A 22,687-nucleotide genomic window follows, 5' to 3' on the forward strand; every position below is an offset into this window, starting at 1 on the left:
TGGAGTTCACTTGGCGGCCAGCGCTTGTCCGTCGGGGCCGCTGTCGGCGGGGTACGTGCCGTTGGCATACGGGTTGTACTCGTTGGTGTAGACGTCGGCGGGCGTGAGCTTGCCGTCCTCGAGTTCGCCGTTGCGGACCAGCCAGTCGATCCAGGTCTGGATCTCCTTGTCGGTGATCACGCCACCGGGACCCGCCACACCCGGCGACTTCCAGTAGCCGACGAGATCGGTCGTCTCGTTGCGGCCGCGCTTGGTGATGATGTCCTTGAATTTCGCGATCACGTCGTCGCGGGGCGTGGTCTGGGTCCAGCGGATGGCGCGGGCCGTGCCCTGCACGAAGTCGGCGACGGCGTCCTTGTTCTTCGCGATGAAGTCGTTGCGGAACAGCAGCGAACCGTAGGTGAAGGACCCGAAGATGGATTCGTCGGTGAACAGCGGGCGGATACCGCCGCGTTCGACTGCCTTGTCGCGGAACACGCTTCCGAGCGTGCCGACGTCGATCTGACCCTGCCGCAGCGCCTGTTCGGTGTTCACCGGCGGCACGACGGTCAACTCGACCTGCTTGATCTCGTCGGGGGTCAGCCCTTCCCGCGCCAGCCACTCACGCACGAGGAACTCGTGGTGCGCACCGAGCGTGTTCATCCCGACCTTCTTGCCGATCAGGTCACGTGCCGACGTGATCGGGCTTCCGTCGAGCACGTAGTACCCGTTGAACGTCTCCTTGTCGGAGCCGTAGTAGCCGATGACGGACGTGATCGGCGAATCGGCCGCGGCCAGCTTCAGCACCGCACCGTTGAACGCGCCACCGAAGTCGGTCTGCCCCGTGGCGGCATTCTGGATGCTCTGCGGCCCACTGGTCGTGTCGCCGATCCAGTTCAGTTCGACCTTCTGGTAGTAGCCCAGGTCGGCCGCGAGTTCCGGGAACGAGACCTGTCCCGTGGTCCCCTCGTAGCGAAGTACGGTCTTCCCGTCGGCTGTCGTGGTCGTCTCGGAACTGGAGCACCCGACAGCAAGGCTGGTGAACGTGAGAAGGGCGGCCGCTGCGGCCAGAGTCCGCGCGAAACGTGGACGAATCATCGAAGGTCTTCCTAGTGTGTGATGCCCGCGGACGACGAAGCGGCGGGTCGTGCGAGCGCACTCCCGAACCCGCCCGGCGGGTCGCCGAACGGGTGAGCAGGACGTGCGGAAAGAAAAGGGGTGCGAAAAAGCCAGGTCAGCTACGACAGCCGAAACACTGGAACATGGCAGACTCCCTGGACGTGGTGTGGTCGCCACACCATACGTCCGGACCCACCACCAGGGTCAACGGTTACACACACGACGGATTTTATGTCTGGACCGCACGTAGGATATCGGCATGCCCACTGCGACGCTGGTCGACGAATTCGAGTCCCACCGGCCGCATCTGCTCTCCGTGGCGTATCGGCTGACGGGAAGTGTCAGCGATGCGGAGGACGCCGTGCAGGAGTCGTGGCTGCGACTCGACGACGCGAAGGCCGCGAACATCCGCGACCTCCGGCCGTGGCTCACGACGGTGGTCGGGCGGATCTGCCTCGACCGGTTGCGGTCGGCGGCGGTGCGGAGGGAACAGTATGTCGGCCAATGGCTTCCGGAACCCATCGTCACCGGACTGTCGCCGTCGGCCGAGCCGGACCCGCTGGAAGCGGTCGTCCGGGACGAGGACAACCGCCTCGCCGCGCTGATCGTGCTCGACACGCTCACCCCTGCGCAACGGGTCGCGTTCGTGCTGCACGACGGTTTCGGGGTCCCGTTCGACGAGGTGGCCGGGATTCTCGGCATCGAGACGCCCGCGGCGCGTCAGCTCGCGTCGCGGGCCCGCAAGGCCGCTGCCGCAACCACACCCGCCGTTCCCGACGACGAGCATGCCGTCGCCGTGCAGCGACTGCTCGAGGCACTCGCCGCCGGCGACCTCGACGCGGTGATCGCGGCGCTGCACCCGGACGCCCTCGTCATCGGCGACGCCAACGGCACCACGAGCACCGCCGTCAACGTCATCCACGGCGCGGACAAATTCGCCCGCTTCTTCCTCGGCCTCATCAAGCGGTACGGGCCGGCGGTGTTCACCGTCATGCAGCCGGTCCTGGTCAACGGCCAGCTGGGCTTCTTCAGTGCCGCACTCACCGGCGACGATGCCCACCGCAGCTCGCCGCCGCGAGTGGGTGGGTTCACCGTCCGGGACGGACTCGTCTACGCGGCGTACGACATCGCCAATCCGGAGAAGTTCGGCGGAATCAGGATCCCGGACCTTCCGTCGTGACCGCGGCGTCGTCGGCCCACGGCACCCGGCACGAGTCGGTGCCGAAACCCTGCTCCGTGATGCCCAGCGCCGAGTACATCCGGGCGCGCATGTTCTCGATACCGATCTGATAGGACAGTTCTACGACACCGGCCCGGCCGAACCGGCGCTCGAGGTCCGCCACCTGTTCGTCGGTGACCGTGGTGGGCGTCGCCGTCATCGCGTCGGCGTATGCGATGGCCGCGCGCTCGTCCTCGCTGTACGCGGGCGAGTCGGCGTAGTCGGCGATGTGCTGGAGCCGCTCCACGTCCAGGCCGTCGAGGCGTTGCAGCATGGTGCCGAAGTCCACGCACCACGAACAGCCGATCGTCCACGCCACGCGGTAGACGGCGATCTCCCGCACGTTCGCGGGAAGCACGGTCGACGCCTTCTGCACCGCCAGCTCGTGCCGGGCCGACGCGACGAACAGTTTGCGGTGATGGGCGAGCACGGTGAACGGCTCGGGCACCTCGTCGAACTTGTGGGCAGCATATTTGTAGGCGACCTTCACCAGCGGGCTCGCGTCCGCCGGGGCCACTGCGGGAATGCGGGGCATTGCGTCCTCCATCGTCACCGGGCGCCCTTCGCGCGCCGTCTACAGAGAAGACGAGACAGCCCTGCAGAACGTGACGCGGCCGTGTGCAACCCTCGCCGTCACACCGACTACGCTGCAGTAATGCCCGCAACGCCGCGCAACCGCACCGTCCAGCGCTTGCAGCCGTTCGCGTCCACCATCTTTGCCGAGATGACCGCGCTCGCCGTGCGCCACGACGCCATCAACCTCGGTCAGGGTTTCCCCGACACCGACGGTCCCGCGTCCATGCTCGACACCGCGCGCCGAGCCATCGCGGACGGGCTCAACCAGTACCCGCCCGGCCCCGGCATGCCCGTGCTCCGGCACGCGGTCGCGGCCGACCGGCTGGCCCGGTACGGGCTCGACCACGATCCCGACTCGGAGGTGCTGGTCACCGTCGGCGCCACCGAGGCCATCAGCGCCGCCATCCTGGGTCTGGTCGAACCGGGTGAGGAAGTGGTGCTGATCGAGCCGTACTACGACTCCTACGCGGCGTCGGTCGCGCTGGCGGGAGCGGTGCGGCGCAGCGTGCCGCTCGCCCGCTCGGGCACGAAGTTCGTCGTCGACCTCGACGCTCTGCGGGCCGCGATCACCCCGAAGACCCGGATGCTGGTGATCAACACCCCGCACAATCCGACGGGCACCGTGTTCACCCCGGAGGAGATCGCCGCCGTCGCGGAACTGGCCTGCGAGCACGATCTGCTGGTTCTCAGCGACGAGGTGTACGAACACCTGGTCTTCGACGGCCGAACGCACACCGCCCTGGCCACTCTCCCGGGAATGTACGAACGCACCGTCTCGGTGTCGAGCGCCGCCAAGACATTCAATGTCACCGGGTGGAAGATCGGCTGGGCGTGCGGTCCGGCGGAACTGATCGACGCCGTCCGGACCGCGAAGCAGTACATGTCCTTCGTCGGCGGCGGACCGTTCCAGCCCGCGGTGGCACATGCGCTGAGCCACGAGCAGCAGTGGGTGAAGGAACTGCGGGACAGTCTCCAGGCCAAGCGGGACGTGCTGTACGACGCGCTCGTCGCGTCCGGCCTGGAGGTCCATTCTGGTGGCGGCACGTACTACCTGTGCGCCGATATCACCGCGATCGGCGAACACGACGGCATCGACTTCTGCCGCAGGCTCCCGGAGCGCATCGGCGTGGCCGCGGTGCCGGTCAGTGTGTTCACCGACCATCCGCAGCCGTGGAACCCGCTGGTGCGGTTCGCGTTCTGCAAGCAGGATCACGTGCTCGAGGAGGCTGCGCGGCGGCTCCGGACCCTCGGGGAGCCCGGATCGTGACTGTCCGCACGATCCCCGCCGACTTCGTGCGGCGGTCGCTCGAACTGTCGGCGCGCAGTGGGGTCGATCTCTCCCCCGCGCTGTCGGCGGCGGGAATCACGGCGGCGTCGCTCGAGGACCCGCTGGCCCGGTTGACGCCGACCCAGGTCACCGCGTTCACCCAGGCGGTCTGGCAGATCACGGGCGACGAATTGTTCGGCCTCGGGCCGGCCCCCGTCCCCCGCGGCACGTTCCGGCTCGTCTGCCTCGCCCTGATCCACACCGCGGATCTGTCCGCCGCCCTCGAGCGGATGGCCGACATCCTGCGCGCCCTGCCGTCACTTCCCGCCCTGCACATCGGCCCCGGTGTCAACGGCGGCACCCGGATGACCATCGACATCCGCCCGGCCGCGGCCGAACGGTCCACCGAGGACGTGCAGTCGTCGCTCGAGGCGACGCGGGTGACCACCGACTTCCTGCTGATCCTGCTTCATCGTTTCGCGGCGTGGCTCGTGGGCAAGAGGGTCCGGTTGCTGGCGGTGGAACTGCCGTATCCGGCGCCGCTGCCGCAGCTCGCCGAGAACTACGATCACATCTTCGGCGTTCCGGTGACATTCGATTCCGATATTCCCGCAATCGAATTCGACAACGCGGTGATGCGGGCGCCCATCATCCAGACCGAGGAGACGCTCGAGGACTACCTCCGGGAGTCACCGACGCTGCTGATGTCGGAACGTGACTACGACAGCACGGCGTCGGCGCAGGTGCGCCGCGTCCTCGAGCTCGGCATGAAAGGCAGGACCTCGACAGCCGAGGACATTGCGGAGATGCTGTCGATCAGCGTCCCCCACCTGCGCCGCCTGCTCCGGCAGGAGGGGACGTCGCTGAACCAGCTGCGGGAGGAAGTGCTCCGGGACGCCGCCGTCGCCGGGCTCCGGCGCGGCGAGACGGTGGAGGACCTGTCGGCGCGGCTCGGCTTCTCCGAGCCCAGCGCGTTCCGTCGCGCCTTCAAACGATGGACCGGCAGCACCCCGAGCTCCTATCGCGGGGCATGACAGCGCGTCAGCTGACGCAGAATTCGTTGCCCTCCGGGTCAGCCATCGTGACCCACTCGCTCGGTCCCTGGCGGCCCCGGTGGAGCACGGTGGCGCCGGCCTGCTCCAGCTTCTCGGCCACCTCGTAGCGGGCGTCCCCGACCCGGATGTCCAGGTGGAGCCGGTTCTTCACCGTCTTCCGTTCGGGAACCAGCTGGAACAGCACGCGGGGGCGCTCCGGGTGTTCCGGATCGCGGATGGCCTGGCCCTCCCGCCAAACCAGGACACCCTCGAACTCGATGGTGTCGGACTCCTGTGCGTGGCCGGCCTGGACGAGCCCGCGGATGAACTCCTCGTTGCTCGGCTCGACCTCCCAGCCGAGCGTCTGGGCCCACCATTTGGCCAGGGTATGCGGGTTCTCCGAGTCCACTGTGACTTGAAATTCATATCCCATGGCCCGACGGTACAGCGGGGCACCGACAGGTCCCGGTGAGCCGGGCCCGGGACCGGCCGGTGTCAGGGTTTGACGAGGATCCGGATGGGATCTCCCTCGTGGTTCGCGAGCTTCTCGATGCCCTTCGCGACGTCTTCGAGCGGGATGATCTCGCTGATCGACCGCGACAGGTCGAGGCGGCCACGGGACACCAGTTCGGCGAGGGTTTCGATGTCCACGTTCTTGTAGCCGAGGTGGCCGAGCACCTGCTTCTGGGACAGACCGAACTGCGCGGTGGTGCCCACCGACGCCTCCTGCGCACTCAGCGTCTACGTAGATCTCATACTGTCTGCCACTTGCGTGGCGGGCGCGGGAGATGGACGTGTGTCACGGCTACCCGCATCACCGTGAGGTGGTACGGGTTCGACCGTGTCCCACACCGACGCTTCGGGTGCAGGAACATATCTGTTCGGAGTCACCCCCACCCGCGGTGTCACGGTGGGCAGGCTGTGCCGGACCCGACGGTGCCGCGGCCGACGCGGTGTCGGACCGGTTTTGTCGCAGCACCGGCGCACCGGCGCGTGCTTGGCGACCCGGATCGCGGGCAGCTGCCCCCGCCGCCGGGTGACCGTGGTTCTACCGAGCAGGGCGCGTTTGGCCAGGTTCACCCCGGCGACGTGGTCGCGGTTGCCGCCGACCCGGCAGCCCGAACACCACGCACTGTGGTATCCGCCGGGGCGCGAAAGGGGTTCGTCGCACCCCGGACACCGTGCGGAGGATCCGCGGGCCGGCACCGAGACCACCGCGATGCCGACCTCTGCGGCGGTGTGGGCGAGGGCGGTAACGGCGTGGCGGCGGGCGGACTGCGCGGCCCGATTGTTGTTGACCCGTCCGTGCCCGCGAGTCTCGAGGGTGGTCAGGTCCTCCACCGCGATCACCTGCGCGCCCGCCGCGGTGGCATAGTCGGTGACCTGGCGGGCGAAATGGAACGCCAACTCCCGGTTGATCTTCCCCCGCTTGATACCCACCGCGGTGCGGTGGGCGTCGAGGACGGCGATCTTCTCCTCCAGCTGGGTGCGGACCTCGGGTGGTGCGGTCGCGGCCAGTCGCGTCAGCCGGGCGGCCTTGCGGTGCAGCATCTGGCCTTCAGTCTGTAGGCGCGCCAGTTTGGTCCCGAGGCCGCGGTCGTCGTAGGTGACGCCCCGGTAATCGGAGACCAGCCCCTCCGGGCCCTCTGCTGCGGTGACGGCGGCACCGAGCGTGGACGGGGACCAATCCACCCCCACCGCGACGGTGGCCGATCCCAGGTCACAGTCGGGGACGAGTTCGGTCGCCGCGCACCGTAACAGCAGACCTCGGTGGTCGAGGACCAGGGTCGGGAGATGCCAGACGCTGATCGGCCGCCCGTGCAGGTGCACGGGGATGGTGGCGGTCAACCGGACTCGTCGCCACTGCGCGCGTCCTGTCGGGGCTGCCGTGGTGGGGAGTTTGACGGTCAATGTCATGACGGCGTCGGTGACGGTGACGGTGATGTGTGCGAGTTGTCGATCCGCTGCGGACAGCCGGGCCATCGCGCTCGTCTGCGGGGGTCCCTGCATGTCGGTGATCCGCAACCGCGTCGAGGGAGCCCCGTCGGTCCGGTGGGCGCGCGCGGTGAACTGCCGCACCACGCCCCGGGCGAAACCCAATGGCACCCAGTCGCCCGGTTCGGTCGGCGGCGCCAGAGTGCCCGTGGCCGGGTCGAACCGCTCAGACAGTGCCGCGATCGCGGTGTCCCGGTAGGCCAGCGTCCGAAGGGACGCCATCACCTGCGCGGTCACCACCCGGGTCACCCGTGAGGGCACGTACACCCCGTCCGGGTAGTGCGGGATCCAGCCCAGCCGCGCAGCAGCGACATGGCCCTGCATCGGGAGCTTGCGGCCCTGACGGTCCACGCCGGCGGCGAGGACATCGAAGGTGGCCGGTTGCCACAGCCGCGACAGCATGTGCGCTTCGGCGCCCCAGATCAGGTCGAGCAGCCACCCCACCCGGGTGTCGACGTCGTCGAGTCCGATCGGCTCACCGGTCGCGTCGTCGACCGCCACATGGGCGCGGGTGGTGAACGAGAACTGTCGCAGCGCAGGCAATCCGGCATCGGCCATCAGGGAGCCCACCTCGACGCCATGATCGTCTCCCATCAGCTCCCCCACCCGAGACCGTGTCCCCATCCTCACCGACGGTCTCGACCCTAACGCCGACCACCGACACGTCACGCTCGATCCACGCCACCCCGAAACCCGCGCCACCGATCCCGCCACCACGCGCACCACCGCAAACCGGCGGGTGGCTGCATCGCCACGCATCCGATTCACACCCGCTCGAGCCTCTCCCGAAGACCGGAACCACGATCCTGGTAGGCCCGGTAGACGGTGCCGGTGGCACGCTCACGCAATATCACATCCTGATCGGCGAGCGAGGGTTCCAGGCCGGTCGAGCCGGACACCCGGCAATACAACTGCTTCCGCCCTGTCGGCCCGAACACTCTCCGGTGCAGATCGACCCAGATTGACGTCGCTATCCTCCCGATCGAAAACTCGCCGACCGGAACCTGTCGCCGGGACGGTAACCGGTCCTCCGACGCGGCCCTCTAGACCCCTCTAGACCCCCACCACGGACATGCTCAGGTTGCCGCCGCCTCGCCGATGCGCATGAACCGACAGTGATAGGAAGTATTAGCCACTACGTCAACAGTTGAGAGCCCGACCGCGACGAGCCGGCCACCGACCGTCAGGCAGTCGAGTGCCTGCTCGAACGTCACCTTCAGTCCGGTCGCGTCGAACGCGACGTCCAGCATCCGGCCGTCCGTCGCCTCGGCGACCTTCTCCTTCAGGTTTTCGTCCCGGGAGTCGAACGCGTAATCGGCCCCGAGTTCCAGGGCGCGTTCCCGCACAGCGGGATTGATGTCGAACGCGATCACGGGGACGGCGCCGACCAGACGTGCCAGCTGCACGATGTGGGTGCCGACTCCGCCCACGCCCCACACGCCGACGGTCTCCCCGACCACCACCTTGCCGGTGCGCACGACCGCACCGAACGGCGTCGACACCGCGTCGGCGAGGATCGCCGCCTGCTCGAACGGGACGATGTCCGGGATGCGGGTCAGTCCCCGGCCTGCGCCACCGTGTACTCGGCCCACGCGCCGTCGTAGGCGAACGCCATGAGCTGGATGTTCAGGCAGTTCGTGAGGTCCCCGCGGCGACAGTTGCGGCACACGAAGCAGGGCCTGCCCGCGGACGGTACGACGCGGTCTCCCTCGGACCAGCCGGTCACGCCGGCACCGACTTTCGCGATGGTGCCCGACGCCTCGTGCCCCTGGGTCACCTCGGGCAGCAGCGCCGGGAACGTGCCGTCGATCAGACTCAGGTCGGAATGGCAGATGCCGCAGAACTCCACTTTGACGAGAACTTCACCGGGACCGGGTTCCGGAATCGGAACATCCTCCACGGCAATAGTTTTCGTGTCGGCATGGAATCGCTGCGCCCGCATCGTCTCGGCCATCTCTCACCCCTTCGTCGTCGTCGCCTCCGACGGCACCCGCGAAACATGCCCATGTGTGCATGATTCAGACCACTGGGCAACTGCCGATTCAGACCGTCGCGGGCCGCGTCCGGTCGAGGGCGAGGTGAACGGCGAGACCGCCGAGGACGCTTCCCATCACGAGCTTCTGCGCACGCAGCCACACCGGCCGTCCGGACAGGAACGTCGCGACAGTTCCTGCGACGCAGACGATCAGCGCGTTCACGGTGAGCGCGACCACGATCTGGACACTGCCGAGCAGCAGGCTCTGCAACCACACGGGCCCGGCGCCGAGGTGGACGAACTGCGGGATCAGCGCCAGGTACATCACCGCGATCTTCGGATTGAGCAGGTTGGTCGTGAGACCCATCAGGAACAGCCGGGTGGACGAATCCCGGGGCAGCGCCCGGGCGGGCGCGAACGGTGTGTGCCCGCCGGGACGCAACGCCTGCCACGCCAGCCAGCCCAGGTAGCACGCGCCCGCCAGCTTCAGCGCGGTGTACGCCTGCGGGACGGCGGAGAACACCGCCGAAATACCCAGTGTCGCAGCTGCCAGATAGCACAGGAATCCGAGAGCGACACCGGCCAGCGAGACCAGTCCCGCCGCCCTGCCCTGAGTGATGCTGCGCGAGACCAGGTACACCATGTTGGGCCCCGGTGTGAGAACCATGCCGAGGGCGATCGCCGCCACTCCGAGTACCGCCGCCGAATCGATCATGTCCGTGACGATCCCACCGCGGCGACGCGCCGTCGCGGTCCAGTCCAGCCTCGGTGGACCTGTGTCCGGGTTGCATTCGTCGACGACCAGTGGGAACGTCGGAAGAGTAAAGCGTTGTCCAATCCGAAAGGGTGAAACACGAGTTATGCGTACGGCCGTAGCCGACAACTACCCCACGAGGGACCGCAACGAGTGCACGATGACCGTCCGTCAGGACCCGGTCACCTGGTCGGACCAGAAACGGGGTGATACCCGGACCGGTCCGCTCACCGCGAATCAGGTTGCCGACTACGACAAACGCGGATATCACTCCGCCGACGCGATCATCCCACCCCGCGACGTGTTCAATCTGGTCGACGAGATGGCCCGCCTCGCCGAGACGGACACGCTGCGCGGCGACGGCCGCGTCGTACGGGAGAACGGCGACGGCGCCGTCCGTTCCGTGTTCGACGTCCACCGTCTCAGCGACGTCGTCGACGAGATCATCCGCCGCCCCGAGGTGGTGGGTATCGCCCGGCAGATCCTCGGTTCGGACGTCTACGTCCACCAGTCGCGACTCAATTTCAAGCCCGGTTTCACCGGCGGACCGTTCTACTGGCACTCCGACTTCGAGACCTGGCACGCCGAGGACGGCATGCCCACTCCTCGCGCCGCAAGTATCTCGATCGCGCTCACCGAGAACTACGGGCACAACGGCGGGCTGATGATCATGCCCGGATCTCACCGCGCGTTCGTCTCGTGCGCCGGCGAGACCCCCGACGACTATTACAAGGAATCGCTGGTCAGCTACGTTCCCCCCACCGGGTCGCCCGATCAGCCGACGCTCACCCGGATGGCGAACGAGTACGGCATCGACATGATGACCGGACCGGCCGGGTCCGCCACCGTATTCGATTCCAACTGCATGCACGGGTCGAACGGCAACATCACGCCGTTCGCGCGCTCCAACCTCTTCATCGTGTTCAACAGTGTCGAGAACACCCTGACGGATCCGTTTTCGGCGCCCGCGCCGCGCCCCGACTACCTCGGTAGCCGGGATTTCACCCCTTTGCGGTAACGAGCACCATGACGTACCGCGGCCCCGCTCCCTGACGTCGGAGCGGGGCCGCGGTCTGTCGATGCCGCGAAACCCGTAGCCTTCGCGGCACCCTGCATGCGACGATGGCTGGGCACGGTTCGACCGCCCGGCCGGGCGCGGCCGAACCTTCATCTCCCGGAACGGGGAATGATGTTTGCCTACATCGCGCGCACCGTCGTCGCACACCCGTGGCAGGTCATCGCCGCCTGGGTGGTCGCGGCAATAGCCGTCATCCTGTTCGCACCGAGTCTCGACGACTACACCACCGGTAACCAGCAGACGTTCCTGCCCAGTTCATTCGAGTCCTCCGAGGCGCAGGCCGTCGGCAACCAATACTTTCCCAGCCTGTCCGGCGCCACCGGCAGCCTGGTGGTGGTCCGCGCCGATGACGCCCCGCTGTCGCCCGCCGACCAGCAGACGGCACTGAATCTCGCGACCTCGCTGCAGAATTCGGCGATCCCGGGTGTGGTGAGCGTGCAGGGGTCGCCTGCGTCGCTGTCCGCCGACGGGAAGGCCGCCGCGCTGCAGGTGGTGTTCGACGGACAACCCGGCGACGACCGGGTCAACGACGCCGTGCCGGTCATCCGGGGCGACGCCGAGCAGCAACTGAACGGAACCGGACTGGTGAGCGGGCTGACCGGTAACGCGGCCATTCAAGTCGACACCACCGCCGCATACGACAACGCCGACAAGGTCATCACGATTGCCACGGTGATCGTCATCCTCGCCCTGCTCGGCCTGATCTTCCGCAGCCCCGTCATCGCCGTCCTGCCGGTTCTCGTGATCGGCGTGGTGCTGTCGGTGGTCACCGGACTCACCGCCGTGCTCGCCGATCTGTTCGACTTCCAGGTCAGCACGTCACTGCAATCCATCCTCGTGGTGGTCCTCTTCGGTGTCGGCACCGACTACATCGTCTTCCTGTTGTTCCGCTATCGCGAACGCCTCCGGCAACAGGCTGCGGCAGGGTCCACCACCGACACGCATCGAGAAGCCCTCGTGTTCTCCACCGACGTCGTCGGGCGCGTCGTCGCGTCGTCGGCGCTCACGGTCATCGTCGCGTTCGCCGCACTGCTGCTGGCGAAACTCGGCTCGCTCACCACGCTCGCGCCCGGTCTGATCGTCGCCGTGGCCGTCATGCTGGTGACGGCGTTGACGCTCATCCCCGCGGTGTTCACCGTTCTGGGCCGACACCTGTTCTGGCCGCTCGGACCGGGTCACGACAGCCCCCACACACCGTTCGCCTCGATCGGCACCGCGATCGGGCGGCGCCCAGCCGTCTTCGCCATCGCGGTCGGCGTCGTGTTGATCGCGCTCGCCTCCTTCGCCTCCGGCTACAAGTCGACGTACAACACGCTGGGCGAACTTCCCTCCGACACGCCGTCACAGCAGGCATTCGACACCCTCGACCAATCCTTTCCCGCGGGCGCGCTGAGCCCGACCCAGGTGTACGTCGTGGCTCCCGGGCCGCTCGATCCGGCGTCGCTGACCCCGCTCGTCACTGCTCTCACGCAGGTGCCGGGCGTGTCCTCGGTCGCCCCGCCGCGACCGAGTCAGGACGGTCGCGCCGCGCTCGTCAACGTCGTACTCGCCGACGATCCCTATTCGAACGCGTCCCTCGACCTCGTCGAGGGCCCGATCCGCGATGCAGCTCACAATGCGGTACCCGGTTCGGAAGTCGTTGTGGGAGGGCAGACGTCCACGTTCGTCGACGTCCGCGCGCAACTCGCGGCGGATACGCGCCTCGTGTTCCCCGTCGCCGCAGTCGCGATCGCGCTGATTCTCGCCCTGCTGCTGCTCGCCGTGCTGGCCCCGCTCAACCTGCTGGTGTGCGTGGCACTCACGTTCGTCGCCACCCTCGGCGCCGTCGTGCTCCTGTTCCTGCACGGCCTCGGCTACGACGGGATCGACTTCTCCATTCCGATCGTGCTCTACCTGTTCGTCGTCGCGATCGGCACCGACTACAACATCCTGCTGGCCTCGCGACTGCGCGAGGAATTCCGCAACGGGTACACCCCGCGTGAGGCGGCGCGGATCGCCGTCTCCAACGACGCCCCCACCGTGGCCGCCGCCGGTCTGATCCTGGCGCTGACCTTCGCTTCCCTGACCCTCACCGGACTGGCCAACCTCGCCGAACTCGGCTTCGGTGTCGCGATCGGTGTCGCGATCGCCGCCTTCGCGATGGCACCGATACTGGTACCGAGCCTGTCCGCACTCGAACGTCGCGCCTTCTGGTGGCCGAGCAGGCAGAAGGCGACCATCGACACCGGCGACGACCGCGAGCCGGCGGTGCCGCGGTAACTGCCACCGTCGGCCGCGTTATGCACAGACGCACCACTTCTTTGCAGCCGCACTCCTTTCAGGGCCCGAAACAGTGCACGACCCAAGACGGGGTGCGTCTGCGCGTACCGCCTCCGGCGGCAGTCTCCGCACGAAAAATGATGAGAACATACGTTCGAATATCGGGTAGCATGGCGACATGACTTCCGCGGATGCGCGGTATGCGCTCCAGGCTTCACTGTTCGACGACGCGTCGTTCGGTGTCGAACTCAGCGAGCTCGGGCCGACGGTGCAGCGTCGCACGCTCACGGCGGGAGCGTGGGTCGACGTGCGGCCGGGGTGGCTGACCGGTTCCGACGAGCTGTTCACGACGCTCGCGGAGACGGTGCCGTGGAAAGCGGAACGGCGCCAGATGTACGACCGGGTGGTCGACGTGCCACGCCTCGTCCGGTTCTACCCGGAAGGCGAGCCGCTCCCCGACCCGCTGCTGGTCGCGGCACGCGACGCCCTGAGCAGGTATTACCTGCCCGAGCTGGGCGAGAGGTTCGCCACCTCCGGACTCTGCTTCTACCGCGACGGTTCCGACAGCGTCGCCTGGCACGGCGACGACACCGGCCGGAGCCGCACCGAAGACACCATGGTCGCGATCCTGTCGCTCGGCGCCGCGCGTCCGCTGCTGCTGCGTCCGCGCGGCGGCGGGCACTCGATCCGGTACTCACTCGGCCACGGTGACCTGCTGGTGATGGGTGGTTCCTGCCAGCGCACCTGGGAGCATTGCGTACCGAAGAGCACCCGCCCGCTCGGACCGCGGATCAGCGTGCAGTTCCGCACGAGAGGTGTGCGGTGATCACTTCCGGCGTGCGGCCACTGCCTGGGCGAGGCGGTCCAGCTGCGCCGCCGTCGTGTTCCAGTCGATGCACGCGTCGGTGATGGACTGGCCGTACGTGAGGTCCTCGGCCTTTCCGAGTGTGAGGTCCTGACGACCGGCTTCGATGAAGCTCTCCACCATCACACCGACGATCCCCTTCTCACCGCCCTCGAGCCGGGCCGCGATGTCGTTCAGCACGTCGACCTGCTTCTCGTGGTTCTTGCTGCTGTTGCCGTGGCTGGCATCGATGACGACCCGCTCGGGCAGACCGCCCTTGCGCAGCCGGGCGAGCGTGTCCGCCACCGTCTCCGCGTCGTAATTCGGTCCGTCGCTGCCCCCGCGGAGGATGACGTGGCAGTCGGGGTTGCCGACTGTGCGGATCAGCGCGGCCTGCCCGTCGAGGTCGGTGCCGGGGAACACGTGGCTCGCCGCAGCGGCGCGGGTGCCGTCGACGGCCACCTGCACGTCGCCCTCCGTCGAGTTCTTGATCCCGACGGGCATCGACAGCGCGCTGCACAGCTGCCGGTGCACCTGGCTGGCCGCGGTGCGGGCACCGATCGCGCCGTACGTGACGAGGTCCGCGATGTACTGCGGCATGATCGGGTCGAGGAACTCGCAGCCGACCGGCAGGCCGAGCGAGGACACGTCGAGCAGCAGCTTGCGGCCCATGCGGATCCCGGTGTCGATGTCGAACGTGCCGTCCAGGTGCGGGTCGTTGAGCAGACCCTTCCAGCCGAGCGTGGTGCGCGGCTTCTCGAAGTAGACCCGCATCACGATGTGCAGGTCGTCGCGCAGTTCCTCGGCCTTCGCGGCGAGGCGGCGGGCGTAGTCCATGGCGGCGTCCGGGTCGTGCACCGAGCACGGGCCCACCACGACGAGCAGTCGATCGTCCTCGCCGTTCAGCACGTTCACCGTGTCGGCGCGGCCGGAGCGCACGGTCGCGGACGCGACGTCGTCGGGGGCGTGTTCACGGCGCACGACCGACGGCGCCACCAGCGGGCTGATGCTCACGGTGCGCTGGTCGTCCAGCCGATCACTGCTGGTGGTGGTGTCGAGAGTGACAGTCATGGGTTCGGGTTCCTGTTCTCAGGCCGGCCCTCGAAGACTGTGGAGATTCCCGCGAGCCGGTCTGTAATCCGGCTCTGGGGTGGAAGAAGTCAGCGCGTGGTTACGCCGACCGGCCCACCCGGGGCCGGCCTGCTAAACCAGAAATATGCGCGCTGCATGGCGCCCACAGTAACGGCTGCCCCCGATCGGCGCCACACCTACCCCGGCCCCCTGACATTTGTCACGGTGAGGTCGTGACGGACGTGTGGGGGTCGGCGGCCGTCCGGATCGCACGCTGAATGCATGACATCGACAGAGCTCCACACCTCCACGAACGCCTCCGCGTCGCCGGCTCCGGCCGTCAGCCTGCGAGGCGTCCACAAGTACTTCGGTGACGTTCACGCCGTCCGAGGCCTGGACCTCGAGATCCGGCCCGGCGAGATCGTCGCGTTTCTCGGCCCCAACGGCGCCGGCAAGACCACCACCGTCGACATGGTCCTCGGACTGTCCCGCCCCACCGCCGGCGAGGTGTCCGTGTTCGGCACCGATCCGCGCACCGCGATCGCGAAGGGCCTGGTCTCGGCGGTCATGCAGACGGGCGGGCTGCTGAAGGAACTGACGGTCGAGGAGACAGTCCGGCTCACCGCGAGCCTGTTCGCCGACACGCGGCCCGTCGACAAGGTCCTCACCCGGGCCGGTATCGCCGATCTCGGAAACCGCTTGGTGGGCAAGTGTTCCGGCGGTCAGCAGCAGCGACTGCGGTTCGCGATGGCACTGCTCTCCGATCCCGAGCTGCTGATCCTCGACGAGCCGACCACGGGCATGGACGTCGAGGGCAGGCGGGACTTCTGGTCGGCGATCCGCGCCGACGCGGACAGCGGCCGAACGGTCGTCTTCGCGACGCACTATCTCGAGGAGGCCGACGCCTACGCCGACCGGATCGTGCTGGTGCGCAGGGGGAAAGTGGTCGCCGACGGCACCGCTGCCGAGGTGAAGGCACTGGCTGCGGGACGCACGGTGCGCGCCCACTTCCCGGGTGCTGACCGGGAACAGCTGTTCGCGATTCCCGGCGCCGACAGCATCGAAGTTCGCGGTGACAGCGTCCTCGTCCACTCGACGGACACCGACGCCGTGGCCCGCCACCTCCTCACACAGACACCTGCCTGCGACCTCGAAATCGTCTCCCGAGGACTCGAAGACGCGTTCATCGCGCTCACCTCCGACTCCGGCACGGAAGGATCCAACTGATGACCACCCTCGCCGCACCCCGCCGTGTTCCCCCGCTCGGCGGACTCAACACCACCCTCCTCGGCCTCGAACTGCGCCGGCTGCTGCGCAATCGGCGCACGATGATCATCACTCTCGTCATGCCGGTCGTCTTCTTCCTCATCTTCGGCCTGAACCCGAGCTACTCGAGTGAGAGCGCGGGCAACGGGAATGTCTCGGCGTACGTGATGATCAGCATGGCGCTGTACGGCGCGATGATCGCGACGACGAGCGGCGGGGCGATGGTGTCGGTGGAACGGGCGTCGGGATGGAGCCGGCAGTTGCGGCTCACCCCCTTGTCACCCGGGGTGTACATCTTCGTCAAGGTGCTCGTCGCGATGATGCTCGGGCTCGGGGCCGTCGGCGTCGTCTATCTGGTGGGCGCGTTCACGTCTGTCCAGATGGACACGTCCCTGTGGTTCACGACGGCCCTGATCACCTGGCTCGGATCCGCGGTGTTCGCCGCGTTCGGCCTGTTCATGGGGTACCTGCTGCCGAGCGAGAACGTCATGCAGATCCTCGGCCCCGGACTCGCCGTGCTCGGCTTCGCGGGCGGGCTGTTCATGCCGCTGCAGGACGGTTCGGTGTGGGCGTCGATCGCGCAGTTCATGCCCACGTACGGGCTGAGTCAACTGGTGCACGCACCGCTCACCGGTGACGCGATGCAGTGGACGTGGCTCCTGAACGTCGCGGTGTGGCTGGCGATCTTCGTCGGCGGTGCGGCGTGGCGCTTCCAGCGCGACACCGAGCGAGTGTGACGGCGGTATCGTGACTGCCGTGACCACCACCGACGGCCCCGTCGTGACCAGACGATGGGGCCGTTTCGGATTCATTTTCGCCGCCGCGTGGACCGTCTTCCTCTTCCAGCCGTTCCTCGACGGGTGGGCCGCCCGCGATCAGGTCCGGGGCTGGATCGGGATGATCGCCACGCTGGCCTTCGCGGTGACGTACCTCGCGATGTTCCGGTGGTCGCATACCCGGCGCGCGCACAACGAGTTTCGGCCGCCGCTGAACCAGGCGGTGCCACTCGTGGTGGCGTTGTTCGGGCTCGCGGCCGTCATGGTGGTCGCCGTCGGATCGTCGGGGCTGTCCGCCTCCGTCTTCCTCGCCGTCTCCGCGGTCATGCTGTTCCCCGCGTGGCTCGGCGGGATCACCGCGCTGACCGTCGCAGTTCTCGTGGAAGCGATCTCCGCGGTGATGGACTGGGGGTCGGGCACCGGGCTCTCGCTGGGCGTGTGCGCGGCCGCATTCGCGATGTTCGGGGTGACCAAGCTGATCAACCGCAACATCGAACTGGTCCGGGAACGGGAAGCGAGCGAACGACTCGCCGTGCAGGAGGAACGCACCCGGATGGCCCGCGACCTCCACGACATCCTCGGGCACTCCCTCACCGTCATCACCGTCAAGGCCGAACTCGTGGGCCGGCTCCTCGACATCGACATCGACCGGGCGCGCACGGAAGTGGCGGACCTGGAACGCCTTTCCCGCGACGCGCTCGCGGATGTCCGGCAGGCCGTGCAGGGAATCCGGGGGCTGTCGCTTCCGGTGGAGATCGCCCGGGCCGGGGAAGCGTTGCGGTCGGCCGGAATCGAGGCCGAGCTGCCCAACAGCACCGAGTCGGTACCCACCGGCCTGCGCGAGTTGTTCGCGTGGACGGTCCGGGAGGGTGTCACGAACGTGGTCCGGCACAGCGGCGCGACGCACTGCTCCGTCACGGTGGGCGAACGCGAGGTCACCGTCGTCGACGACGGATCCGGCTGCAGTGAATCCGTGTACGGGAACGGGCTGGTGGGCCTTCGGGAGCGCGCCGCCGCCGCCGGAGCCCGGGTCGTCATCACCCACCCGCAACCGGGCGGATTCTCGTTGCACGTGCTGAAGGAAGAGGTCCCGTGACGATCCGGCTGCTGCTCGCCGACGATCAGGCACTCGTCCGCGGTGCCCTCGCCGCCCTCCTCGACCTGGAGGCGGACCTGACGGTCGTCGCGGAGGTCGGGCGCGGCGACGAGGTCGTCGCGGCGGCGCGCGAGCACTCCCCCGACGTCGCGCTCCTCGACGTCGAAATGCCCGGCCTGGACGGGATCGCCGCGGCCGCGGCATTACGGGCCGAGATGCCGCAGACCCGCGTCCTGATCGTGACGACGTTCGGCCGTCCCGGCTACCTGCGCAAGGCACTGCAGGCCGGTGCGTCGGGGTTCGTCGTGAAAGACACCCCGGCCCGGCAACTCGCCGACGCCGTCCGGCGCGTCCATGCCGGACTGCGCGTCGTCGACCCGGCTCTGGCCGCCGACAGTCTCGTCAGCGGGGAATCGCCGCTCACCGACCGGGAGACCGACGTGCTGCGGGCGGCGCGGGACGGTGCGCCGGTCGCCTCGATCGCGGCCGCGCTGTTCCTGTCCGCAGGTACCGTGCGCAACCACCTGTCCTCGGCGATCGGCAAGACCGGCGCCAGCACCCGCGCCGAGGCCGTCCGCGCCGCGGAGTCGAACGGCTGGCTGTAGGCGCTTCGCGCCCGTGAGTGCTTGACGAGTCCAGGGACCCCTTAACCGCGCACGGGCCGAAGGCCTATGCTGGCCTTGCAGCTGGTTCGCCCGGCACGGTCGTGAGGAGCCCCGAAGACCGCACCTGGCGTCGAAGCACGTCGGACTCCCCGGAGTTCGCGCGTGTGAGAGGGAACCCGGTGAAAATCCGGGACTGTCCCGCAGCGGTGAGCAGGAACGACCGCCGTCACCACGCACTGGGCAACCGCCTGGGAAGCGACGGCCACTAGGTCCGGTGTGATGTCACACCGGCTGCCTGCGAGTCCGAAGACCTGCCGACTGTGTCGGGCACGCCGTGCCCGACGGTTACCGCCTCGTGGATTGGGCGTGTAGACCTTCTCGCGCTGCAGCACGTCCCTGGGCTCGAGAGGTGTACCCGTTTGCCGGCGGTAGCCGTACCGCGTACGCAACTGGAGATACCGTGACACTCACTTTCACCGCGACCGTGCTGGGCTCACCTCGTATCGGTCTGAATCGCGAACTGAAGAAGGCCGTCGAGTCGTACTGGGCCGGCCGCCTCGACGCCGAAGGGCTCGACGCTCTCGCCCGGGATCTGCGACACCGGACCTGGACGAGCCTGCGCGACGCCGGGCTCGACTCAGTGCCCGTCAATACGTTCTCGTACTACGACCATGTGCTGGACACCGCGGCGATGCTCGGCGCCCTGCCCGACCGGGTCGCCGGCATCGGCAGCGACCTCGACCGCTACTTCGCCGCCGCCCGCGGCAACGACACGGTCGCCCCGCTCGAGATGACCAAGTGGTTCGACACCAACTACCACTATCTGGTGCCGGAGATCTCCCCGACGACGACGTTCGCCCTCGACCCGTCGAAGGTGCTCCGCGAACTCGAAGAGGCACGCGCCCTGGGCATTCCGGCCCGCCCGGTGGTGGTGGGACCGGTCACGTTCCTGCTGTTGTCGAAGGCCGTCGGCTCGGACGCACCCCTCCTCGACCGCCTCGACGAACTCGTCCCGCTGTATGCGGACCTGCTCGGTCAGCTCGCCGACGCGGGCGCCGAGTGGGTGCAGATCGACGAGCCTGCGCTCGTCGCCGACCGCACACCGGAGGAGATCGCGGCGGCCAAGCGGGTCTACGACCGGTTGTCCGCGCTGGAGTCTCGACCGGCGATCCTCGTCGCGTCCTACTTCGGCAGCCTCGGCGACGCACTTCCCGCGATCGCATCGACCGGTGTCGAGGGGATCGCGATCGATCTGGTCGCCGGATCCGACACTCTCGCCACGGTTCCCGATCTGACCCGCAAGCACGTCGTCGCCGGCGTCGTCGACGGACGCAACATCTGGCGCACCGACCTGGACGCGGCACTGGCTTCGCTCGGCACGCTGCTGGGAAGTACCGGTTCGCTCGCCGTGTCGACGTCGTGCTCGCTGCTGCACGTCCCGTACACGCTCGACGCGGAGACCGGCCTCGACAAGGCGCTGCGGTCGTGGCTGGCGTTCGGCACCGAGAAGGTCCGCGAGGTCGTCACGCTCGGCACCGCACTGACCAGCGGTCGCGAGTCCGTCGAGGACGAGTTCGCGCTCGCCCGCGCGGCAGCGTCCACTCGCAGCACGGACCCGCGTCTGCACGACGCCACGGTCCGTGCCCGGCTGGACGCGCTCACCGCGGCCGATCCGGGGCGCAGTCCCGCGGCGGAACGTCGGGAAGCCCAGTCGGCGCTGTCGCTTCCGGTGCTGCCGACCACCACGATCGGCTCCTACCCGCAGACGACGCAGATCCGCGTCGCACGCGCGGCGCGGCGCAAGGGTGAGATCGACGAGGCCGAGTACCTGAACCGGATGCGCGCCGAGGTCGCCGATGTGGTTGCGCTGCAGGAGAAGCTGGACCTCGACGTGCTGGTGCACGGCGAACCGGAACGCAACGACATGGTGCAGTACTTCGCCGAACAGTTGGACGGGTTCTTCGCGACGGACAACGGCTGGGTGCAGTCGTACGGCAGCCGCTGCGTCCGCCCGCCGATCCTGTACGGCGACGTGCGGCGCAGCACCCCGATGACCGTCGAATGGATCACGTACGCGCAGTCGCTCACGCAGCGTCCGATGAAGGGAATGCTGACCGGTCCGGTGACGATCCTGGCGTGGTCGTTCGTGCGCGACGACCAGCCGCTGGCCGACTCGGCCAATCAGGTGGCGCTGGCGATCCGCGACGAAACGGTGGACCTGCAGGGTGCGGGCATCCGGATCGTCCAGGTGGACGAGCCCGCGCTGCGCGAACTGCTGCCGCTGCGGGCCGCGGATCAGCCGGCCTACCTCGACTGGTCGGTCGGGGCGTTCCGTCTCGCGACGTCGGGTGTCTCGGACTCGACGCAGATCCACACCCACCTCTGCTATTCGGAGTTCGGTGAGGTCATCGAGGCCATCGCGAGGCTCGACGCCGACGTCACCTCCATCGAGGCTGCGCGCTCGCACATGGAGGTCCTCGACGACCTCAACGCCGTCGGCTTCGATCTCGGCGTCGGCCCGGGCGTGTACGACATCCACTCGCCGCGGGTGCCCGGTGTCGAGGAGATCGCGGCGTCGTTGCGGGAGGCGCTGAAGGCGGTGTCGGTGGAACGGCTGTGGGTCAACCCCGACTGCGGGCTGAAGACCCGTGGCCCCGCCGAGGTCGAGGCGTCGCTGCGCAACCTCGTCGACGCGGCGAAGCTGGTCCGCGCGGAGCTGTAGGCGGCTCCGCCGCCCGTGAGTGGTTGAGGAGTCCCTGGACTCGTCAACCACTCACGGGGCCGAAGGCCCTGGTCTGCGACGGATTCTCACCGAACCGGCGTCGGTAGGCCGCCGCGAAGAGACCGAGGTTGACGTACCCCCACGCGCCGGCGATCGAGGCGACGGTCGCACCCGGCGATGCGGTGAGCAGTTCCTCCCGGATGCCCTGAAGCCGCTGCTCACGCACGTACTCGGCCGGGGTGGTGTCCAGGTATTTCCGGAACGACCCGGACAGGGTGCGGACGCTGACACCCACCGCGTCGGCGATGTCGGAGGAGGTCGGCAGTTCGCGGGCGTACTCCCGGATGTACTGGACGGCGTGCCGCACATAGCCGGGCGCCGCCGGACCGGTGGACCTGTCCGGGTCCACTCCGGCGCGAGCCGCCCATTCGGTGAGCAGGTGACCGACGAGCAACTCCTGCAGGTTGAGCCCGATGCGCCCCTCGGTGGCGTGTCCCGGTAGCTCTCCCGTCGTCCGCATCGCGTACCCGAGGAGCGCCTGCCAGCCGGATCCACCGCCCCCGATGACGCATTTGCGTTGCCAGAGAACATCTCCGGGGTCGAATCCCCACCACCGCACAGCCGTGTCGGCGAGCAACGTGTGGGGAACGGTGAGATTGAGCTGGACGTGGTCGGGAGAGAACTCGACGAGGTAGTCGACGCGACTGCAGTCGGCGACGAACGTGTCACCAGACGGCGTGTCCGCGGTGGCGTCGTGGTCGAGGTGGTGCCGGGCGTTGCCCCGAATGGTCGTGAGAACGAGCGCGTTTCCGGCGTCGGACGAGAAGTCGCCGACCGAGACGGGGATTCCGTAGGAGAACCGGGTGACCGTGATGTCGCCGATCGTCGTGGAGTACATGCTCGATCGGGGTGACAGTCCGACACCGAGCGGACGCACGACGTAGGGCATGTACATGCGGTCGGACCAGAGCTGGATCTCACTCCAGTCCTCCGACGTCCTGCGCTCGGCGGCCGGCGGCCGTCCCACCGCAAACGGATCCAGCGCGACCATG

At 68.3% G+C, this 22,687-nt stretch carries 19 protein-coding genes, 2 pseudogenes and 1 riboswitch; of the genes and pseudogenes, 11 read left to right on the forward strand and 10 right to left on the reverse strand.

The annotated features are described in order from the left end of the window. Window positions 1-6: 6 nt before the first annotated feature. Window positions 7-1,077, reverse strand: coding sequence for an ABC transporter substrate-binding protein (locus WKC72_RS35815; protein WP_037234607.1), 1,071 nt, complete (start codon window positions 1,075-1,077; stop codon window positions 7-9). Window positions 1,078-1,357: 280 nt separating this feature from the next. Here WKC72_RS35815 and WKC72_RS35820 point away from each other — a divergent pair, with 280 nt between their 5' ends. Next, a complete protein-coding gene (locus tag WKC72_RS35820; RefSeq protein WP_112301168.1) occupies window positions 1,358-2,278 on the forward strand; it encodes a sigma-70 family RNA polymerase sigma factor in 921 nt (306 codons plus the stop codon). On the opposite strand, the gene WKC72_RS35825 is transcribed toward WKC72_RS35820, so the two are convergent. Then, complete coding sequence (locus tag WKC72_RS35825) at window positions 2,253-2,852, reverse strand: carboxymuconolactone decarboxylase family protein (protein WP_037234614.1); 600 nt, start codon at window positions 2,850-2,852, stop codon at window positions 2,253-2,255. The genes WKC72_RS35820 and WKC72_RS35825 overlap by 26 nt on opposite strands. Before the next feature lie 120 nt (window positions 2,853-2,972). Here WKC72_RS35825 and WKC72_RS35830 point away from each other — a divergent pair, with 120 nt between their 5' ends. Further along, complete coding sequence (locus WKC72_RS35830; protein ID WP_037234616.1) at window positions 2,973-4,160, forward strand: pyridoxal phosphate-dependent aminotransferase; 1,188 nt, start codon at window positions 2,973-2,975, stop codon at window positions 4,158-4,160. Continuing rightward, the gene (locus WKC72_RS35835; RefSeq protein WP_370181143.1) at window positions 4,157-5,194 is read left to right on the forward strand and encodes an AraC family transcriptional regulator; all 1,038 of its coding nucleotides are present in this window, start codon (window positions 4,157-4,159) and stop codon (window positions 5,192-5,194) included. The genes WKC72_RS35830 and WKC72_RS35835 overlap by 4 nt, the downstream gene beginning before the upstream one ends. Window positions 5,195-5,201: 7 nt before the next feature. Here WKC72_RS35835 and WKC72_RS35840 read toward each other — a convergent pair whose 3' ends face one another. The 6 genes and pseudogenes from WKC72_RS35840 to WKC72_RS35865 all read right to left on the reverse strand — a co-directional run bounded on the left by WKC72_RS35840 (window position 5,202) and on the right by WKC72_RS35865 (window position 9,879). Then, a complete protein-coding gene (locus WKC72_RS35840; RefSeq protein ID WP_037234622.1) occupies window positions 5,202-5,627 on the reverse strand; it encodes a VOC family protein in 426 nt (141 codons plus the stop codon). Between the two features lie 62 nt (window positions 5,628-5,689). Further along, window positions 5,690-5,932, reverse strand: a pseudogene (locus tag WKC72_RS35845) (zinc-binding dehydrogenase); the annotation flags it as partial. Between the two features lie 3 nt (window positions 5,933-5,935). Further along, window positions 5,936-7,747 carry a zinc ribbon domain-containing protein gene (locus tag WKC72_RS35850; RefSeq protein WP_370184636.1) on the reverse strand — a complete coding sequence of 604 codons (1,812 nt, stop codon included), beginning with the start codon at window positions 7,745-7,747 and terminating at the stop codon, window positions 5,936-5,938. 206 nt (window positions 7,748-7,953) lie between these two features. Continuing rightward, a complete protein-coding gene (locus WKC72_RS35855) occupies window positions 7,954-8,088 on the reverse strand; it encodes a hypothetical protein (protein ID WP_255309515.1) in 135 nt (44 codons plus the stop codon). Window positions 8,089-8,337: 249 nt separating this feature from the next. After that, window positions 8,338-9,143: pseudogene (locus tag WKC72_RS35860) on the reverse strand (zinc-binding dehydrogenase); the annotation flags it as partial. A gap of 88 nt (window positions 9,144-9,231) precedes the next feature. Beyond that, on the reverse strand, window positions 9,232-9,879 hold the full coding sequence (locus WKC72_RS35865) for a LysE family translocator (protein ID WP_112301172.1): 648 nt from the start codon (window positions 9,877-9,879) through the stop codon (window positions 9,232-9,234). A gap of 145 nt (window positions 9,880-10,024) precedes the next feature. On the opposite strand from WKC72_RS35865, the gene thpD reads away from it, so the two are divergent. The 3 genes from thpD (at window position 10,025) to WKC72_RS35880 (ending at window position 14,081) form a co-directional block, all read left to right on the forward strand. Further along, window positions 10,025-10,936, forward strand: coding sequence for an ectoine hydroxylase (thpD, locus tag WKC72_RS35870; RefSeq protein WP_037234630.1), 912 nt, complete (start codon window positions 10,025-10,027; stop codon window positions 10,934-10,936). A gap of 168 nt (window positions 10,937-11,104) precedes the next feature. Beyond that, the gene (locus WKC72_RS35875; protein ID WP_370181144.1) at window positions 11,105-13,255 is read left to right on the forward strand and encodes an MMPL family transporter; all 2,151 of its coding nucleotides are present in this window, start codon (window positions 11,105-11,107) and stop codon (window positions 13,253-13,255) included. 178 nt (window positions 13,256-13,433) lie between these two features. Beyond that, window positions 13,434-14,081 carry an alpha-ketoglutarate-dependent dioxygenase AlkB gene (locus tag WKC72_RS35880; protein WP_370181145.1) on the forward strand — a complete coding sequence of 216 codons (648 nt, stop codon included), beginning with the start codon at window positions 13,434-13,436 and terminating at the stop codon, window positions 14,079-14,081. On the opposite strand, the gene WKC72_RS35885 is transcribed toward WKC72_RS35880, so the two are convergent. Continuing rightward, on the reverse strand, window positions 14,082-15,170 hold the full coding sequence (locus WKC72_RS35885; RefSeq protein ID WP_037234639.1) for a 3-deoxy-7-phosphoheptulonate synthase: 1,089 nt from the start codon (window positions 15,168-15,170) through the stop codon (window positions 14,082-14,084). A 282-nt stretch (window positions 15,171-15,452) separates the two neighbouring features. On the opposite strand from WKC72_RS35885, the gene WKC72_RS35890 reads away from it, so the two are divergent. The 5 genes from WKC72_RS35890 to metE all read left to right on the forward strand — a co-directional run bounded on the left by WKC72_RS35890 (window position 15,453) and on the right by metE (window position 21,635). Then, window positions 15,453-16,397, forward strand: a complete 945-nt coding sequence (locus WKC72_RS35890; RefSeq protein WP_370181146.1) for an ABC transporter ATP-binding protein — start codon at window positions 15,453-15,455, stop codon at window positions 16,395-16,397. Beyond that, window positions 16,397-17,173 carry an ABC transporter permease gene (locus WKC72_RS35895; RefSeq protein ID WP_037234645.1) on the forward strand — a complete coding sequence of 259 codons (777 nt, stop codon included), beginning with the start codon at window positions 16,397-16,399 and terminating at the stop codon, window positions 17,171-17,173. The genes WKC72_RS35890 and WKC72_RS35895 overlap by 1 nt, the downstream gene beginning before the upstream one ends. A gap of 19 nt (window positions 17,174-17,192) precedes the next feature. Beyond that, window positions 17,193-18,308 (forward strand): sensor histidine kinase, encoded by a 1,116-nt coding sequence (locus WKC72_RS35900; RefSeq protein WP_370181147.1) that lies wholly within the window; start codon window positions 17,193-17,195, stop codon window positions 18,306-18,308. Further along, entirely contained in the window at window positions 18,305-18,913 is a 609-nt protein-coding gene (locus tag WKC72_RS35905) for a response regulator (protein ID WP_061043544.1), read from the forward strand. The genes WKC72_RS35900 and WKC72_RS35905 overlap by 4 nt, the downstream gene beginning before the upstream one ends. A 124-nt stretch (window positions 18,914-19,037) precedes the next feature. Then, window positions 19,038-19,247: riboswitch (cobalamin riboswitch) on the forward strand. A gap of 126 nt (window positions 19,248-19,373) precedes the next feature. Next, the gene (gene metE / locus WKC72_RS35910; RefSeq protein WP_370181148.1) at window positions 19,374-21,635 is read left to right on the forward strand and encodes a 5-methyltetrahydropteroyltriglutamate--homocysteine S-methyltransferase; all 2,262 of its coding nucleotides are present in this window, start codon (window positions 19,374-19,376) and stop codon (window positions 21,633-21,635) included. Window positions 21,636-21,678: 43 nt separating this feature from the next. On the opposite strand, the gene WKC72_RS35915 is transcribed toward metE, so the two are convergent. Further along, window positions 21,679-22,686: a helix-turn-helix transcriptional regulator gene (locus tag WKC72_RS35915; RefSeq protein ID WP_370181149.1), complete on the reverse strand. Its 1,008-nt coding sequence runs from the start codon at window positions 22,684-22,686 to the stop codon at window positions 21,679-21,681. Window position 22,687: the final 1 nt, after the last annotated feature.

This window comes from Rhodococcus wratislaviensis, assembly GCF_041228765.1.
Taxonomy (GTDB): Bacteria; Actinomycetota; Actinomycetes; order Mycobacteriales; family Mycobacteriaceae; genus Rhodococcus_F; species Rhodococcus_F wratislaviensis.

Coding starts and splice junctions, on each gene's coding strand:
- WKC72_RS35815 (WP_037234607.1), bottom strand. CDS start 1,077: ATGATTCGTCCACGTTTCGCGCGGACTCTGGCCGCAGCGGCCGCCCTT.
- WKC72_RS35820 (WP_112301168.1), top strand. CDS start 1,358: ATGCCCACTGCGACGCTGGTCGACGAATTCGAGTCCCACCGGCCGCAT.
- WKC72_RS35825 (WP_037234614.1), bottom strand. CDS start 2,852: ATGCCCCGCATTCCCGCAGTGGCCCCGGCGGACGCGAGCCCGCTGGTG.
- WKC72_RS35830 (WP_037234616.1), top strand. CDS start 2,973: ATGCCCGCAACGCCGCGCAACCGCACCGTCCAGCGCTTGCAGCCGTTC.
- WKC72_RS35840 (WP_037234622.1), bottom strand. CDS start 5,627: ATGGGATATGAATTTCAAGTCACAGTGGACTCGGAGAACCCGCATACC.
- WKC72_RS35850 (WP_370184636.1), bottom strand. CDS start 7,747: ATGGCCGATGCCGGATTGCCTGCGCTGCGACAGTTCTCGTTCACCACC.
- WKC72_RS35865 (WP_112301172.1), bottom strand. CDS start 9,879: ATGATCGATTCGGCGGCGGTACTCGGAGTGGCGGCGATCGCCCTCGGC.
- thpD (WP_037234630.1), top strand. CDS start 10,025: ATGCGTACGGCCGTAGCCGACAACTACCCCACGAGGGACCGCAACGAG.
- WKC72_RS35875 (WP_370181144.1), top strand. CDS start 11,105: ATGATGTTTGCCTACATCGCGCGCACCGTCGTCGCACACCCGTGGCAG.
- WKC72_RS35880 (WP_370181145.1), top strand. CDS start 13,434: ATGACTTCCGCGGATGCGCGGTATGCGCTCCAGGCTTCACTGTTCGAC.
- WKC72_RS35885 (WP_037234639.1), bottom strand. CDS start 15,170: ATGACTGTCACTCTCGACACCACCACCAGCAGTGATCGGCTGGACGAC.
- WKC72_RS35890 (WP_370181146.1), top strand. CDS start 15,453: ATGACATCGACAGAGCTCCACACCTCCACGAACGCCTCCGCGTCGCCG.
- WKC72_RS35895 (WP_037234645.1), top strand. CDS start 16,397: ATGACCACCCTCGCCGCACCCCGCCGTGTTCCCCCGCTCGGCGGACTC.
- WKC72_RS35915 (WP_370181149.1), bottom strand. CDS start 22,686: ATGGTCGCGCTGGATCCGTTTGCGGTGGGACGGCCGCCGGCCGCCGAG.